The 17,459-nt window shown below is 43.3% G+C and carries 14 protein-coding genes; 6 read left to right on the plus strand and 8 right to left on the minus strand.

The genetic code is table 11. The annotated features are described in order from the left end of the window. Nucleotides 1-96 precede the first annotated feature (96 nt). From lysS to brnQ, 3 genes are all read right to left on the minus strand, one after another. Nucleotides 97-1,629: a lysine--tRNA ligase gene (gene lysS / locus ACRQQK_RS18615; protein WP_042480297.1), complete on the minus strand. Its 1,533-nt coding sequence runs from the start codon at nt 1,627-1,629 to the stop codon at nt 97-99. A 32-nt stretch (nt 1,630-1,661) separates the two neighbouring features. Next, nucleotides 1,662-2,760 (minus strand): peptide chain release factor 2 gene (gene prfB, locus ACRQQK_RS18620; protein ID WP_457513900.1). Its coding sequence is split into 2 segments (ribosomal slippage): nt 1,662-2,684 and nt 2,686-2,760, totalling 1,098 coding nucleotides; the frame shifts between segments, so codons are not numbered across the junction. Between the two features lie 201 nt (nt 2,761-2,961). After that, on the minus strand, nt 2,962-4,266 hold the full coding sequence (brnQ, locus tag ACRQQK_RS18625) for a branched-chain amino acid transport system II carrier protein (protein WP_457513902.1): 1,305 nt from the start codon (nt 4,264-4,266) through the stop codon (nt 2,962-2,964). Nucleotides 4,267-4,571: 305 nt separating this feature from the next. Here brnQ and ACRQQK_RS18630 point away from each other — a divergent pair, with 305 nt between their 5' ends. Next, nucleotides 4,572-5,309, plus strand: a complete 738-nt coding sequence (locus ACRQQK_RS18630) for a tRNA1(Val) (adenine(37)-N6)-methyltransferase (protein WP_457513904.1) — start codon at nt 4,572-4,574, stop codon at nt 5,307-5,309. 117 nt (nt 5,310-5,426) lie between these two features. Continuing rightward, nucleotides 5,427-6,680 carry an ATP-dependent RNA helicase SrmB gene (gene srmB, locus ACRQQK_RS18635; RefSeq protein ID WP_457513906.1) on the plus strand — a complete coding sequence of 418 codons (1,254 nt, stop codon included), beginning with the start codon at nt 5,427-5,429 and terminating at the stop codon, nt 6,678-6,680. Between the two features lie 214 nt (nt 6,681-6,894). On the opposite strand, the gene prfC is transcribed toward srmB, so the two are convergent. Next, nucleotides 6,895-8,484, minus strand: a complete 1,590-nt coding sequence (prfC, locus tag ACRQQK_RS18640; protein ID WP_457513908.1) for a peptide chain release factor 3 — start codon at nt 8,482-8,484, stop codon at nt 6,895-6,897. A gap of 480 nt (nt 8,485-8,964) precedes the next feature. Between prfC and ACRQQK_RS18645 the strand changes: the two genes are divergently transcribed. Further along, a complete protein-coding gene (locus ACRQQK_RS18645) occupies nt 8,965-11,022 on the plus strand; it encodes a putative bifunctional diguanylate cyclase/phosphodiesterase (RefSeq protein WP_457513910.1) in 2,058 nt (685 codons plus the stop codon). A gap of 22 nt (nt 11,023-11,044) precedes the next feature. Here the strand turns inward: ACRQQK_RS18645 and rimI are convergent, their stop codons facing one another. The 4 genes from rimI to ubiT all read right to left on the minus strand — a co-directional run bounded on the left by rimI (nt 11,045) and on the right by ubiT (nt 13,146). Next, nucleotides 11,045-11,494: a ribosomal protein S18-alanine N-acetyltransferase gene (rimI, locus tag ACRQQK_RS18650; RefSeq protein WP_457513912.1), complete on the minus strand. Its 450-nt coding sequence runs from the start codon at nt 11,492-11,494 to the stop codon at nt 11,045-11,047. Nucleotides 11,495-11,498: 4 nt separating this feature from the next. Continuing rightward, nucleotides 11,499-11,903 carry a DNA polymerase III subunit psi gene (locus ACRQQK_RS18655; RefSeq protein WP_457513914.1) on the minus strand — a complete coding sequence of 135 codons (405 nt, stop codon included), beginning with the start codon at nt 11,901-11,903 and terminating at the stop codon, nt 11,499-11,501. A gap of 225 nt (nt 11,904-12,128) precedes the next feature. Next, nucleotides 12,129-12,635, minus strand: a complete 507-nt coding sequence (locus ACRQQK_RS18660) for a GNAT family N-acetyltransferase (RefSeq protein ID WP_457513916.1) — start codon at nt 12,633-12,635, stop codon at nt 12,129-12,131. Next, nucleotides 12,619-13,146 carry a ubiquinone anaerobic biosynthesis accessory factor UbiT gene (gene ubiT, locus ACRQQK_RS18665; RefSeq protein ID WP_457513918.1) on the minus strand — a complete coding sequence of 176 codons (528 nt, stop codon included), beginning with the start codon at nt 13,144-13,146 and terminating at the stop codon, nt 12,619-12,621. Before ubiT ends, ACRQQK_RS18660 begins: the two co-directional genes overlap by 17 nt. A gap of 210 nt (nt 13,147-13,356) precedes the next feature. On the opposite strand from ubiT, the gene ACRQQK_RS18670 reads away from it, so the two are divergent. The 3 genes from ACRQQK_RS18670 to ACRQQK_RS18680 all read left to right on the plus strand — a co-directional run bounded on the left by ACRQQK_RS18670 (nt 13,357) and on the right by ACRQQK_RS18680 (nt 17,424). Further along, nucleotides 13,357-15,405 carry an EAL domain-containing protein gene (locus ACRQQK_RS18670; protein ID WP_457514167.1) on the plus strand — a complete coding sequence of 683 codons (2,049 nt, stop codon included), beginning with the start codon at nt 13,357-13,359 and terminating at the stop codon, nt 15,403-15,405. Nucleotides 15,406-15,512: 107 nt separating this feature from the next. After that, nucleotides 15,513-16,526, plus strand: a complete 1,014-nt coding sequence (gene ubiU / locus ACRQQK_RS18675) for a ubiquinone anaerobic biosynthesis protein UbiU (RefSeq protein ID WP_457513920.1) — start codon at nt 15,513-15,515, stop codon at nt 16,524-16,526. Nucleotides 16,527-16,545: 19 nt separating this feature from the next. Further along, complete coding sequence (locus ACRQQK_RS18680) at nt 16,546-17,424, plus strand: U32 family peptidase (RefSeq protein ID WP_457513922.1); 879 nt, start codon at nt 16,546-16,548, stop codon at nt 17,422-17,424. The last annotated feature ends 35 nt before the right edge of the window (nt 17,425-17,459 follow it).

Here is a 17,459-nt window from a genome sequence, read left to right on the forward strand (position 1 = left end):
CCTTAAAATACAAAACGCCCGATGAAGTACACCGAGCGTTTTAACTAAAATGTGTCAACCCATATCAGGACGGGTCAGACAATTGCAAGCAACAAATTATTGTTGCGGACGCATTGCTGGGAACAGAATGACGTCACGAATAGTGTGTGCGTTTGCAAACAGCATAGCTAAGCGGTCAATACCGATGCCTTGACCAGCTGTTGGTGGAAGACCGTGCTCAAGAGCAGTAATGTAGTCTGCATCGTAGAACATTGCTTCGTCGTCACCAGACTCTTTCGCATCAACCTGTGCTTTAAAGCGAGCATCTTGGTCTTCTGCATCGTTAAGCTCAGAGAAACCATTCGCAACTTCACGACCACCAATGAAGAACTCAAAACGGTCTGTAAAGAACGGGTTGCTATCACTACGACGAGCAAGTGGAGAGATATCCGCTGGGTAGCCAGTGATGAAAGTCGGCTGGATCAGTTTTGGTTCAGCCGTTTCACCAAAGATCTCTTCAAGAAGCTGACCACAAGTCCAGAAATCTTCTACTTCAACGTGAACTGATTTCGCGATAGAAATCATTAGGTCACGGTTTTGTAGATCTTCTTCAGTCAACGCTTGGATTTGAGCGTGGTTTGGATTGTAGTGCTTAATTGCTTCGAACATGCTCATGCGAGCGTATTTACCGCCGAACTCAACCATTTCGTCGCCATAAGGCATTGCTGTCGCACCAAGAACATTAATGGCTACGGTGCTTAACATCTCTTCAGTCAGATCCATTAAATCATTGTAGTCAGAGTACGCTTGGTAGAATTCCATCATAGTGAATTCTGGATTATGACGAGGAGAAAGACCTTCGTTACGGAAGTTACGGTTGATCTCAAACACACGATCAAAACCACCTACAACTAGGCGTTTTAGATATAGCTCAGGTGCAATACGTAGATACATATCGATATCTAATGCATTGTGGTGAGTCACGAACGGACGAGCTGTAGCGCCGCCTGGGATCACATGCATCATCGGAGTTTCAACTTCTAAGTAACCTTTAGAAGTCATGAAAGCACGAATTGCACTTACTAGCTTAGAACGGATGATAAACGTCTTACGTGAATCTTCGTTAACGATTAGGTCTACGTAACGCTGACGGTAACGCATCTCTTGGTCAGTCAGACCGTGGAATTTTTCTGGAAGTGGACGGAGCGCTTTAGTTAGCAACTCGTACTCATCCATGTTCACGTAAAGATCGCCTTTACCTGATTTGTGTAATGCACCTTTAACACCAATGATGTCGCCGATATCTAGACCTTGATATTTTTCTTTCAGCTCTTTTTGTACATCTTTAGATGCATAAGCTTGAATACGACCAGAAGTCTCCTGAATCACAAGGAAAGGACCACGTTTAGCCATTACACGACCTGCAATAGCAACGATATGGTTCAACTCTTCTAGCTCTTCTTTAGTCTTTTCACCGAACTCAGCTTGTAGATCACCAGCTAGGCTGTCACGACGGAAATCATTTGGATGACCATTCGCTTTGCAGCTCTTACGGATGTGCTCTAACTTGCTACGACGCTCTGCAATCAGCTTGTTTTCTTCTTGCGCGATTTGTTCTTGATTCATTTCGTTTTGAACAGCATCAGTCATTTTGCATGTACCCTGTATTGTCGGTAAAAAGCTTAAAGGCCAGATTTCAGGCTAGCTTCAATAAATTTGTCTAAGTCACCGTCTAAAACCGCTTGAGTATTACGGTTTTCAATGCCGGTGCGTAAATCTTTAATTCTAGAGTCATCTAGTACGTATGAACGAATTTGGCTACCCCAACCGATATCAGATTTCGCATCTTCATTCGCTTGTTTCTCAGCGTTTTGCTTCTGCAATTCAAGCTCAAACAGTTTCGCACGAAGCTGTTTCATCGCCTGATCTTTGTTTTTATGCTGAGAACGGTCATTCTGACACTGTACAACCGTATTGGTTGGAATGTGAGTAATACGTACCGCTGATTCGGTGGTGTTAACGTGCTGACCACCAGCACCCGATGCACGATATACGTCAATACGTAGATCAGCAGGGTTGATATCAATCGCAATGTTTTCATCCACTTCTGGATAGATAAACGCAGATGCAAACGAAGTATGACGACGACCGCCTGAATCGAATGGTGATTTACGAACTAAACGGTGAACGCCCGTTTCTGTACGTAACCAACCGTACGCGTAGTCACCAATGATGCGAACCGTTGCTGACTTAAGACCCGCGACTTCGCCTTCTGACACTTCAATCACTTCAGTTTTGAAGCCTTTCGCTTCAGCCCAACGCAAGTACATGCGTAGCATCATTGAAGTCCAGTCTTGCGCCTCTGTACCACCAGAACCAGATTGAAGGTCGATATAGCAGTCAGACGAATCGTGATCACCAGCAAACATGCGACGAAACTCAAGTTGCTCTAACTTAGTTTCTAATTCAGCTAATTCAGGACCGATTTCATCAAATGTCTCTTGATCTTCGGCTTCTACCGCCAGTTCAAGAAGTCCTTCAACATCATCGACACCTTGATCGAGTTGATTAATGGTTTCAACAACCAGTTCTAATGCTGAACGTTCTTTACCTAATGCTTGTGCACGCTCAGGTTCGTTCCATACATCTGGTTGTTCAAGTTCTGCGTTTACTTCTTCTAGACGCTCTTTCTTAGCGTCATAGTCAAAGGTACCCCCTCAGGATATTAGTGCGCTCAGACACATCCTGAATACGGTTTTTAATTGGATTGATTTCAAACATTTTTGCTTAAGCTTTATGAGTAGAATTTAACCGGAGAATTCTACTTAAAAATGTGATGAAGATACAGGAAAAATTGGGGATATTTTGATTAGAGGATGAGCTAAAAATTTGAGTTACGCCGAGCATTCAATGCTAATAAAAAAGAGGCGCTGACATCTGTTTAAAAACAGCATCAAGCGCCTCTTAAAAACAAAGTTAAAGCTATACCGTTTTTTGCTCTAACTCTGCTTTCGTTGAACCACCAACAAATGTCATTACGATCATCGCTGCAAATGTAGGTAGCAACCACCCCATACCAATTTCAAACAGTGGTAGGAAGTTGAAGAACGAAACGTCTAAACCAGACACTTTTGCTGCATCAATCAGAGCAAACAGTAGTGACACTAGAATCACCAAACGGTATGCCGCTTGAGGATTTGCCAACTTTGAGCGGATGAAAGTCAATGCAACCAACGCAATCGCTACTGGGTATAGTGCAAACAATACAGGAACAGAAAGAGCTATCAGTTGTGCCAGACCTACGTTTGCAACAACTGCACACGCAACACCGTTGAGAACTACCCAAGCTTTATATGAGATTGGCGTGTGTGTGCTGAAGAAATCAGAACAGGCAGAGATAAGACCAATTGCTGTAGTTAAACATGCAAGTAGTACAATCACAGATAATACTAACTGACCTTTATCACCAAACAGTGCGATAACGTATTGGCTTAGTACCACACCACCGTTGTCTGCATTGGCAGCAACAGAGGCACTGGTGGCACCCAGGTAGAACAGTGAAATGTAAACGAACGCCAAACCAGCTGCGGCAATTACAGCTGCACTGATAAGATATTTAGTTGTCGCTTTTTCTTCAGTGATACCTTTCGAGCGCAGAGCATCCACAATAAGGATACCGAACATCAGAGCCCCAAAGGTATCCATAGTGTTGTAGCCTTCTAGGAAGCCTTTTGTTAAGGGCTGTGTAGCATACTCGCCTTGCGCAGCAAGCATTTGTCCTTGTGGGTCGATGAAAACACCCAAAGCCAACACAATCAAACCAATGAATAACGCAGGAGTCAGTACTTTACCGATCACGTCGATTAGTTTGCCTTGCGACCATGAGAAGAACATCGCCACAGCAAAGAACAAAATTGAGAAAACCGTCAGGTTAAGATCAGCAAACAGTGGTTTTACCGCCATTTCATAAGCAACAAGACCTGTACGAGGTGCTGCAAATGCAGGGCCGATAATGATAAAGATAAGTGCTGCCATCACCAAAGACGCTTTCGCAGGTAGATGCTTGGTTAAGTGTTCCCAGCTACCACCTGAAATAGCAACGGCAATAATTGTCACTAACGGTAGACCTACCGCTGTTAAAAGGAAGCCACTCATTGCAGGAAGTAAATGATCACCCGCTAATTGACCTGCCAGAGGAGGAAAAATGATGTTACCAGCGCCCAAAAAGAACGCAAAAAGCATAAAGCCTAAAGCTATAATATCTGTTAATTTTAAAGTCTGTTTCACAGATACCCCTTAATAATTATTTGTTAATGTAATACATCCTTCGCTTGAAAAACGGCTTTCCAAAGCTCAAGAGAGGTGGCGAATAATGACGAAACTATCATCACTTAGCAACCCATGAGCCAAAAACGCCACATAAAACCATATTTAAAGCAAAAAACCAGTTGATAAAACCAACCAAGAAATAAAAATAAGAATAATTAACTATAAATTAAACAAATAAAATCAACACCGAATAGAACAAAAATCTATACATTTATGCAACACCAGCGTTAGTCACTTAAATTCCAACAAATATCGATATTTTCATGAAAAGTAGCACGTTAAACACTAAAGGCTTTAAATTTAAGCAATTTTCGATTAAAGGTGGTCATAGTGGCATGCCTGTCAGTACTGACGGAGTTCTTCTGGGAGCGTGGGCTTTCCAAGATTCTATATCTGACAATATTGCCCCATTGCATATCCTTGATATTGGAACTGGCACAGGTCTGCTGGCACTGATGTGCGCGCAACGATTTTCCAACGCTGAAATACATGCGATTGATATCGATCAGCACGCTTACCATGCCGCGAAAATCAATATCAGCCATTCTCCTTGGGCTAAGCGAATTGTTGTTGAACAAGCCGATATTTTAAATATTTCACAGAACAAAACTTTCGATGCGATTATCTGCAATCCGCCTTACTTTAACGATGGTGAACACTCGCAACACGCTCAACGGGCAACAGCTAGACACACGAAAACCTTAGAGCACAAGCAATTAATTCAGGTCTGTTACCAACTACTTTCTGAACATGGAACCGCCAGTTTTATTCTTCCAATAACGGAAGGTGAACTGTTTATAGCATTAGCGAAAGAGGTGGGCTTTCACCTCACACGGTTATGCAAAGTTAAACCGACTGCCAATAAGCCTGTCAGCCGTCTTTTATTTGAACTGCAGAAACAAGAAACGGGGACAGAGCATTCCGAGCTGATCATTCGTGATGAATTAGGCTACACTCAAGCCTTCACAGAGCTAACACGATCTTTTTATTTAAAGATGTAGAATTAAAGATGTGATCTGAGTGACGATCCATCTATAATGTGCGCCCCTAATTTTTACTGGTCAGCGATTGCTGATCGGCTTTGACTGCTCAGTCCGAGCGCTTGCGGAGTATTAACAGTGATCAAATCTTTTGCTGACTTAGAACTGGATCCAAACCTCGTTGAGGCCATTGAAGAGATGGGTTTTGAACGCCCTACTCAAGTTCAAGCTGAAGCAATTCCTCAAGCCCTCGACGGAAAAGATGTATTTGCATCCGCTCCAACAGGGACAGGCAAAACAGCCGCGTTTGTTATTCCGGCACTGCAATACCTACAAGATTTCCCACGTAAGAAAGCGGGACCTGCTCGCATTTTAATTCTGACGCCGACTCGTGAACTGGCATTGCAAATCACTGAACAAGCGAAAGCTCTAGCGAAATACACTCGCATGAATATCTTCAGTATCACGGGGGGAGTTCAGTACCAAGAACACGCTGACGTTTTAGCAACTACTCAAGATATCGTGATTGCAACACCTGGTCGTTTATTGGAATACATTGATGCAGAACGTTTTGACTGTCGTGCAATTGAGTGGCTGATTCTTGATGAAGCTGACCGCATGCTAGATATGGGCTTCGCACCTGTTGTTGATCGTCTCTCGGCAGAGTGTCGCTGGCGTAAACAGACCCTTCTTTTCTCTGCAACACTAGAAGGAAAAGGTGTCGATGGTTTTACTGCTGACTTGTTAAATGAACCTGCGATTGTCAATGCCGAGCCACCTCGCCGTGAACGTAAGAAGATCACCCAGTGGTATCACCGTGCAGACGACATGGCACACAAGCTTGAGCTACTGAAAAACATCTTAACTGAGCAATCAGAGCGTGCGATCGTATTCTTAAAAACTCGTGAACGCTTAGCAGAGCTTCGTGCGGAATTAGAACGCGCGCAGATCCCATGTGTTTGGATACAAGGTGAAATGCCACAGGATCGCCGTAACAATGCAATAACTCGCTTCCGTGACGGCTCAGTCAATATTCTGCTGGCGACTGACGTTGCTGCTCGTGGCATCGACATTCCAGACGTTAGCCATGTGATCAACTTTGATATGCCACGTACTGCAGATGTTTATCTTCACCGTATCGGCCGTACCGCTCGTGCGGGTAAGAAAGGTAACGCGATTTCTCTGGTTGAAGCACACGATCAACCAATGATTGAACGCGTTGCTCGCTATATCAAAGAAGAGATTAAAGAGCGTTACATCGAAGGCATGCGTCCTAAACATAAGAAAGCGGTATTTAAGAAGAAGAAACCTTCAGCTGTGAAAAAGAAAAAAGACACAACTAAGAAGAAAGACACCGCTAAAAAGAAAACTTCGGCTAAGAAAAGCAAATAATTCTGAGCGATGATTTCTGAACTATAAATAATTTCTGAACTATAAATAGTAAAAAGCCGATGCAATGCATCGGCTTTTTTACGTCTGACAGGGTCAATACAGATTGGGGATGGTGGAGCAAACAGACAAGGGCATCGAAGCCCTTGTCTAAGCAAACAGGATGTCTTGAGCGGTTTGCGGCATCATAACCCAATTAGACACAACTAAATGAACATTAATGTTCGCGTGTCGCGCGGAACTCAACTTCTGGTGAACGCTCTCGAGCCAGGTTCAGGTTAACCATAGTAGGCGCGATGTAAGTTAAGTTGTCACCACCATCTAACGCTAGGTTACTTTGGTTCTTACGTTTAAATTCTTCAAACTTCTTAGCATCTGAACAATCAACCCAACGAGCCGTTGCTACGTTCACGCCTTCGTAAATCGCTTCAACGTTATATTCAGATTTCAGACGTGCAACAACCACATCAAACTGAAGCACACCAACAGCACCAACGATCAAATCGTTGTTCTGCAATGGGCGGAATACCTGTACAGCACCTTCTTCAGAAAGCTGAACCAGACCTTTAAGCAGCTGTTTCTGCTTCAGTGGATCTCTTAGACGAATACGGCGGAACAATTCTGGAGCAAAGTTTGGAATACCCGAGAACTTCAGTTTTTCACCCTGAGTGAAAGTATCACCAATTTGGATCGTGCCGTGGTTGTGAAGGCCAATAATATCGCCAGCGTAAGCCTCTTCTGCGCGAGAGCGGTCACCAGCCATAAACGTCACAGCGTCAGAGATGCTCACCTGCTTACCGATACGCACGTGGTTCATCTTCATACCTTGTTTATAGGTACCCGATACAATACGCATGAACGCGATACGGTCACGGTGTTTAGGATCCATGTTCGCTTGAATCTTAAATACGAAACCTGTAAATGAATCTTCCGCGGCTTCCACAATGCGTTCGTTTGATTGGCGAGGTTGTGGAGCAGGAGCCCACTCCGTCAAACCATCAAGCATATGGTCGACACCAAAGTTACCTAATGCTGTACCGAAGAATACAGGTGTCAGTTCCCCTTTAAGGAACAGCTCAGAATCAAACTCATGAGAAGCTCCTAGCACAAGTTCAAGTTCTTCACGCATTTGCATTGCCAGATCTTCACCAATTGCAACATCCAACTCAGAGTTGTCGATACCTTTGATGATACGCTCTTCTTGAATGGTGTGACCGTGACCTGTTGAATACAGAATCGTTTCGTCACGGTGAATATGGTAAACGCCCTTGAACTCTTTACCACAGCCGATCGGCCAAGTCACAGGAGCACAAGCGATGTTTAGCTCATTTTCAACTTCATCTAACAATTCCATTGGGTCGCGGATATCACGGTCCAATTTGTTCATAAATGTGATGATTGGAGTATCGCGCAGACGAGTAACTTCCATCAGTTTACGCGTACGGTCTTCAACACCTTTTGCCGCATCGATAACCATCAAACATGAGTCAACAGCAGTCAGTGTACGGTAAGTATCTTCCGAGAAGTCTTCGTGTCCCGGAGTATCCAGTAGGTTCACCAACGCATCACGGTAAGGGAACTGCATTACAGAAGTTGTCACCGAGATACCACGTTCTTTTTCCATCTCCATCCAGTCAGATTTTGCGTGCTGAGATGAGCCACGTCCTTTTACTGAACCTGCGGTTTGGATTGCACGTCCGAATAACAACACCTTTTCAGTGATGGTTGTTTTACCAGCATCCGGGTGAGAGATAATCGCGAAAGTCCTACGTTTATTGACTTCGCTTAGAAAAATCGGGTCTGCCATTTGATCATTCTTTTCGTTTGAGCACGGATTCAGGGTACAAACAACCACCTGCAAGGTGTTACTCGCACAAATCCGTTAGTTAATCGTGATTGGCGGGTATTTTCGCTGATTCTGCCTCTATAAACAATCAAAGCTTATATAAAGTGGCATTAACTGCTCGTTCAGCTTTGAAATAAATACAAAAAATCTATTAATTTCAGTCAATTAAACCAAAACCTTAAAACAACTTCTCGCCGCTCAATCAGTTTTGAAACACCCATGTCAGATAATCAGATTATTTCTATTGAGAAGATTAACTAATTAACTTACTGTAATTTTTGATTTTATTTGTGAAGCAGGGACAGCACCGCAAAATGATGAGTCCTAAAGGGTTTCAAGATAAGTCAGCATTCAAAGTTAAACGAACACTCATTATTGGAAATTATATTATCAGCCAATATGGGCTATAACTTTAGAATAATAAAAGGACTTCTGGGCGAGATGGCTACAACAAGACAACTCAATTCATTGGCATTTAGGCAAGCCAAAACCGTTTTCTTGGTATCTGTGATACTGGGGATATGTTTTAGCTTTTATCAAATTCTCGTCGATCTTCATCAGGAACATAAAAAAGTAGAAGAAAGCTACCATTTCAAGCTGATGCAAAGTTATGCCAACGCCAGCCTTGCCGCATATCACTTAAATAACCTTCTTGCTGGCCAAGTCGCCACTAGTTTAATGGCCGACCCAGCTATTTATCGTGTAGAAATCATTGATGATTTCGGTGATACCTTGATTGTTAAGCAGCGCCCTATTCCGGATATGAACGAGTTTGTCAAACTACTTTCCCATTACTTCACCCCCGAGATTCCAACTTTCACCACCGATTTGCACAAACCGGAATCAAATGTATTAGTTGGCCGCTTGAGCTTTTCAGTTGACGGAACTTCACTTGCAACCGAATTTATTAATAAAACTACGCACGTATTGCTGTTTGATCTGCTAAGAAATGTTCTGTTGACTAGCATCTTGCTACTGTTCTTTTATCGAAAGCTCTCTTTGCCCATCATAAATTTAAATAAATGGGTCCGTTCACTAAAAGATAAGCAGCACATTTCACTGCCACCAGTTCAAGAACATAAAGACGAAATCAGCGAACTGGCTTTTACTTTTCACAAGCTATGGAAGGAAAGAGAAGACGCTGAAGTCAAGCTTAATCAACTCGCCTATTACGATACCTTAACTGGATTAGCCAATCGAAGCTTGTTACTACAAAATCTGTCAGAAGCTATTGATAAAGCAAGACTTCTCAAAACCATGGGAGTCCTTTTTTATATCGACATTGACCGCTTTAAAACCATCAATGATTCATTAGGACACACCATTGGTGACAAACTGCTGAAAGCGGTAGCTCTACGCATGGAAGCTTGGGCCAACCAAGGATATGTTCCGGCAAGAATCGGAGGCGACGAATTTGCTATTCTCAATCCAGATGTCGCCGCTAGAGACATCGAAAGTGCAGCCAAACAACTGCTTGCTTTGATTTCAAACCCCTATTTGATTGATGGACACCAGCTCTACTGTACAGTCAGTCTTGGCATTACCACCTTCCCAGAGAACGTCACCACAAATATTGACCTTCTGCGTCAAGCTGACACAGCCTTATACCGAGCCAAAGTGGGTGGACGAAATAATTATGTTTTTTACAGACCTGAGATGCAGGCGCAAATTGAATCGTTCTTAGCCATAGAAAAGGGTCTACATGAGGCGCTTTCAAATAATCAGCTTGAACTCTATTACCAACCTCAAGTCGACATTCACCATAATATCGTCGGTGTTGAAGCACTGATTCGCTGGAATCACCCTCAAAAAGGTCTGTTACCACCGGGATTATTTATGCCTATCGCGGAAGAAACCGGGCAGATTCTGCAAATTGGTAACTGGATTATTGAACAAGCTTGTTATCAATATGCACAGTGGAAAAAAGCAGGTGTGCTTCCGCCGCATTTCCGTCGATTAGCCATCAATATCAGCCCTTTACAATTTGCTCAGGACAGCTTTGTAGAGTTTATCAATGACATTTTGCAACAAGTGGAAATTTCAGGAGAACACATAGAACTTGAGATAACCGAAGGTCTGCTGCTAGAGAATGTCGAAAGCTCTATCGAGAAAATGGCAAAACTCAAACAAAACCACATCAACATCTCTATTGACGATTTTGGTACAGGTTACTCGTCGTTGCGCTACTTAAAACATCTCTCTGTCGACATGCTCAAAATCGACCGTTCTTTTGTGACTCAACTTCACTTGGATGAAAGTGATCAAGCGATTGTCGATACGATCCTGATGATGTCCCGAAGACTCAATTTGGAAGTAATAGCTGAAGGGGTAGAAAATATTGATGAACTCAATGCCCTAAAAGAACTAGGATGTGAGCAATTCCAGGGATTTCTGTTTGATAAACCTCTGCCAGTGAACGACATTGAGCTGCGTTTTCAAAGCAATAACTATAAAGAAATAGCCAACCACAGTGACGTTATTCGTCTCGGCAAAAAATAACCACCAGCCGCGGCGACTAGCGTCACGAGAAGAAGCAGTAGCTCATGATAATTGCGTCTTCTTTGCCTTTGTCTGTCGGATAGTAGTTAACCCGACGATCTATCTCGTTGAAACCGAGATTTTGGTAAAGATCAAACGCACGAGTATTACTTTCTCGTACTTCAAGCCAAATACTCTCCGCTTTAATTTCTTCACAATGAGTGAGGAGAAACTCAGCCAATTGCTTACCATAGCCTTTCCCCTGCACAGCAGGATCAATCGCGATATTCAATAAAGAAACTTCACCAACGATGTTTTGCGCGTAGAAATAGCCAATCACTTTATCATCTAGCAACATACAAAAATGGCAAGCACCTCGGCTGTCTAGCTGACGAATCATTGACTCTTTCCAAGGATGGCTGTGAGCCTGCTGCTCGATTTTCCACACAGAATCCAGATGCTGTTCTTCTATAGGTAAAAACTGAATCGACATAAGTTTAATTCGCCTCGTAAGAACATATCTGTTGCCATAAATCACGGCGGTGTTGGGTGTTACCATCTACTTCGGACAATGGTGGTGTGTGAAGTTTTTTGATACCGGAAATATTTGTGTCATCGCAACCAGCAAACCAGATCCACTCCAAGCTTGAGAGTTCTAAACTCGCCAGATGGTGTAAAAGCACATGTTGAGTTTGCTGCAATTCCACTTTGAAGCTCTTCAACACCCTTTCAAACAGTATCACTTCGCTTGGGGTTGGATAACTTTCACTGACCAGCAACAATTTACACTCTTTGTCTAAGCCGACTTTCGAAGCTTGATAACCTTGTAAACGCTCAGGATGAAGCAGTTCCCAGCTTTGAATTCCCATCGCTTGTAAGTATTGTTGCTCTTGATTAGGCATAGTAGTGATCAGTTCAGGCCTGTTGGCTATGTAAATGCGTGATGAATTAAGCGAATGCTAACAAACTTCCTATCGAATCACCACAGCTCATAGAGAGCACAAAGTCTATTACGCAATCAGACGAAATGGCTGGTTTACTAGGTGAACACTCAAATAAAAATATCTTGATAAATAAACAAAGGAAAAAGCTAAGAAGAAGCGGGCGCTTCTTCTTAATGGAACGATTTATGCGAGTTCATTAAACTCTGGGCAATACTCAATTAGCCCTTGGCGGTTATCGAGTTCGTTTTCCCACAATGCGACGATTTGAAATGCGTCCGTAGGTACTTCCCACTGGCATGTAAAGCCAAATTGATTGGCAGGTTTAAAACCAAAACGTTGGTAGTAATCAGGGTTACCAAGAACAACGCAGGCTGGATATCCCAGTTCACCAAGAGAAGCCAAACCTTCGTTAACTAACTCGGCACCAATGCCCTGTTTACGGTACTCTGCTTTCACAGCTAAAGGAGCCAGACCTTGCCAATTGAGGTGTTCACCAGCCAATGATACAGGGCTAAACATCGCGAACCCCACCACTTCGCCATCATCTTCACAGGCAACCAGTGACAGCGTGCGATTACCATTCTCGCGCAGAGCCATTACTAAGTTTGCTTCCGCTTCGGTATCAAATACCGATTTCAGTAATTGGTCTACAACCAGAATATCGGCTGGAGCCTCAGTTCGAATAAGCATTCACTACCTCTTTATGTGCGTTAGGTGCTTGCATGCCTTTATGCACAAAATCGGCCAGTTGGTGAAGTAAAATTTGCAAAGCTTTCGGTAATTGTTCCAAATCCACACTGTCCATCAAATTTTTGACTTCTAAGCCAAGTTCCGTGTCGCCTTCAATTGACAGTCTGCGTTGGAAAAATAACGTGTCTGGATCTTCTTTACGGCCAGCAATGAGAACCAGATCATTCAAGTTGCCGCTGAAACTCACATCTTCATCTTTAATGTTGTCTGCAACCACAAGCTTGTCATTTTCATAACTGACATACCAACACAAATTCATATCGCGAATTTCAACTTTTAACCACTTGCCTTCTAGGAATTCAAAATCACCATCTTCAAGCGCTTCATGGAAAGCCATTCTCATGCCATCAAGTAAGGCTTTTTTTTGCACAAACTTAGGCAATAAGTGGACTGGAGATCTCAAAATTGATGCTGCATTTTGAACTAGTTGAATACGAATGTTGTTAATCACGCCCTTTATCCGTTACCTTTGTCTTAGGAAAACTCATCATACGGGATGTGATAGTGGCGAACCCTGTTATGCATCAAGAAATTGTGCAACGCAGAGAAGCTTTTCTAACCGTGAAATCAACGTTATAGTTAGTACGTATCGCTCTTAAATAATTCTTATTGAACAAATAAGCGCTTAAACACAGTTGGTAGTTTCTTAATGCCGTCGCATATGCCTTCGCAACATTTACAGCACTGGTTTGCAAAAATAACGTCTAACAGTCCGTTCTTTTTTGCAGTTTTAGATGACCAACATAATTATGTCATGGTCAACGAAAGGTATTGTGATGTTTCTGGTTTAACCGCCACGGAACTGGTTGGGATGAATGATTCGCAAATTCTTGGCGAACAATTTTACAACCACCTCAAAGGCTATTACCAAAGAGCATTCGATGGCGAAACTCTAGAAGCAGAAATGACTCTCCATGATATCGACATGGAAATGAGTCTTCACTTCTCACTCTCTCCCATTTTCAGTGACAAAAAAGACGTGGAATACATTGTTTTCCATGCAATTGATACATCTGAAAAACAAATCCTCATCCGCTCTCTGGAAGATTCTGAAAACAAATTTTCGACTCTAACTACCTTATTACCGGATGGCTTACTTTTAGTAGAAGATGATTTCATTATTTCAGCCAACCCATCAGCGGCTCGCTTGCTGGGATTTGAAGACACCTCAGATTTGCTCGATGAAGAGCTTTCACGCTTATTTATTGATGAAAAAACCAAAGGTGTATTCAACGCTAAACTGGGTGAACTTTTAACAGACAACCCGCTGATATGTTTAACAGGTCCACGCTGTGGTTTTGAGCGCCGAGTACAACTGCATGCTGGTACAACTCAAATTCTGGGCAGCAATTCACAGCTGATTTTGATTCAGGATGCTTCTCAAGCTACCAAACAGCTTTCCGCTACCAGCCAAACCGATATCCATGTCGACTCATTAACGGGGTTGTACAACCGGTTGGGTTTCACTAAACGCCTAGAGCATTTAATTCAAAACGACACGCCACTGGTGATGTTGTATTTGGATATCGATAACTTTAAGAATATCAACGACTCACTGGGGCACCACATCGGCGACAAAGTGATTCAGGAAGTTTCGTCACGTTTGAAACGTTTATTGCCACAACAAGCGATTTTAGGCCACTTAGGCGGTGATGAATTTGGTCTGATTTTGCCAGAGCCAGAGCACAACCGCTCTGCGGAAATGCTGTCTGAACGCATTATCTCTTTGATCAACCAACCTTTTGATTTGCACCATTTCAGTAAGCGTCTAGCCTGTTCGATTGGTAGTGTGCAATATCCGGGTGACGGTAACGACGCACGTATTTTGCTACAAAACGCTGACACTGCGATGTATGAAGCGAAAGATCGCGGCCGTAACCGCCTTATCAAGTTCCATGATCAAATGAACAAAGAAGCGCGCATGCGCTTGTGGCTTGAGATCGAACTGCAAAAAGCCCTTCAGCAAAATGGCTTAGAAGTGTGGTATCAGCCAAAAGTGAATGCTCGTGATTTCAGCGTCAACGGTGCAGAGGCTCTGGTTCGCTGGAAACACCCTGTAGAAGGCTACATCAGTCCTGCGGCATTCATTCCTGTTGCGGAAAAAGCGGGTTTGATTGAACACCTTGGCCGCGTGGTCATGCGTGATGTCTTCGCCACAGTGAAACGTTGGAAACAACAAGGCATTCTTCCGGGACGAGTGGCTATCAACATATCTCCAGAGCAATTTGGTAACCCGCAATTAATCGACTATCTCGAGAAGCTACTGCGTACTACATCGCTTGATCCTAGCTGTATTACTTTCGAGCTGACGGAAAGTGCCGTGATGAGTGATAGTGAACACACGTTGCAAATGCTCAACGCGATTAAGAAACTGGGCTTTAACCTTTCTATCGACGATTTCGGTACAGGCTACTCATCGCTGGCATATCTAGCACGATTCCCTATTGATGAACTTAAGATTGACCGAGCTTTCATTACTGATATCGATACGCTACCTAAGCAGATTACGGTCATCGAAAACATCATTAACCTTGGTCGATCACTTAACTTATCTGTGGTTGCAGAAGGTGTTGAAACACAACAACAAGCAACCTTGCTCTCCAACCTGAATTGTCATTCTATTCAGGGATTCCATTTCCATCGCCCACAGCCTAAACATGAAGTCGAAGAACTGTTCGCTAAGCACCGTCGTCACCGTAAATCACTCTAAGTGAGTAAATTTTTCCTTATTCACTGAAACCTGCCTTACATCAAATTGATATCCATTGTTTATTCTTAAAATATGGTCACTTTTTCATAAAAATAAGTAACCGAGCAATGGAACTTCTCTGTCCAGCTGGTAATTTACCCGCTCTAAAAACAGCCATTGATTGTGGTGCAGATGCCGTGTACATCGGCTTCAAAGACGACACCAATGCCCGCCACTTTGCAGGGTTGAATTTCACAGGCAACAAACTGAACAAAGCCGTTCAATATACTCACGATCATGGAAAGAAAATCCATGTCGCATTAAACACTTTCGCTCATCCTGATGGTTTCGAACGATGGACTAACGCTGTTGATCAGGCTGCGGATCTTGGTATTGATGCCTTGATCGTGGCTGACGTTGCGATTCTTGATTACGCTGCGAACAAATACCCAGATTTGGAACTACACCTTTCGGTTCAAGCGTCCGCCACTAACGTCAAAGCGGTGGAGTTTTACCACAACAATTTCAACGTTAAACGAGTGGTATTGCCTCGCGTACTCTCTATCCATCAGGTAAAACAGCTTTCACGTAACATCCCTGAAGGCGTAGACCTTGAAGTGTTCGCGTTTGGTAGCTTATGCATTATGTCGGAAGGTCGCTGTTACCTCTCCTCTTACATGACGGGTGAGTCGCCAAATACGGTCGGCGCGTGTTCTCCTGCGAAATATGTCCGCTGGCAAGAAACTGAGTCAGGCTTAGAGTCTCGACTGAATGAAATTCTTATCGACAAGTACGCTGCAGGCGAAAATGCGGGTTACCCAACCTTATGTAAAGGTCGCTTTATGGCTGAAATTGATGGTGAAGAAAAACGCTACCATGCATTAGAGGAACCAACCAGTCTGAATACGCTTTCGCTGTTACCTGAGCTTTTCGCCGCGAATGTTGCCTCGGTAAAAATTGAAGGCCGCCAGCGCAGCCCTGCATATGTAGAACAAGTGACACGCACTTGGCGCGCAGCGATTGATCGCTACCTTGCTAATCCTCAAAGCTATCACGTAGAAAGTGCTTGGGATGCCACGCTCGCAAACGTATCTGAAGGTACGCAAACCACGCTCGGTGCATACCACCGAAAATGGCAGTAATCAGTAGTAAGGGGAAATTATGAAATACGCACTAGGCCCGCTACTTTATTTCTGGCCAAAACAAGATGTCGAAAACTTTTACCAACAAGCCAAAGAGAGCAGCGCTGATATTATTTATCTGGGCGAAACGGTTTGTTCCAAACGTCGAGAGATGAAACCACAACACTGGTTTGATATTGCTAAAGAGCTCTCTTCTGCCGGCAAACAAGTGGTTCTTTCGACAATGGCGCTATTTGAAGCGCCAAGCGAAATCAACGTACTAAAGAAGTATATTGATAATGGTGACTTCGCGATTGAAGCCAATGACGTTTCCGCGATTCAGATGGCTCATGAGAAAGGAATACCTTTCATTGTGGGGCCAGCTGTGAATACCTATAACGCTTACGCATTACAGATCTTTCTAAAGCAAGGTATGACTCGCTGGTGTATGCCTGTTGAACTATCACGTGACTGGCTTAACAACGTTTTGCTTCAGTGTGAAAAAATCGGTATTCGCAATCAATTTGAAGTGGAAGTTTTTAGTCACGGCTATCTCCCTCTCGCCTATTCAGCTCGCTGTTTTACTGCTCGCGCAGAGAACAGAGCCAAAGATGAATGCGAAACCTGCTGTATCAAGTATCCAACCGGTATTCAAGTCAGCAGTCAGGAAGGTCAATCCGTTTTCAACTTGAACGGTATTCAAACTCAATCTGGCTATTGTTATAACCTGATGAACGACTTACCGAGCATGGAAGGTTTAGTGGACGTGGTTCGTTTAAGCCCTCTGGGGGTCGAAACCTTCCAGCACTTAGACAAGTTCAAACAAAACGAACATGGTCGACATCCAACCACGTTAGAGAGTCAGCAATGTAATGGTTACTGGCATCAACTGGCAGGTCTAGAAGTAAAAAACATCTAGTTGAGTGACATTAAAAAAAGCGAGGTATCAACCTC

The organism is Vibrio sp. C8 (assembly GCF_054051265.1).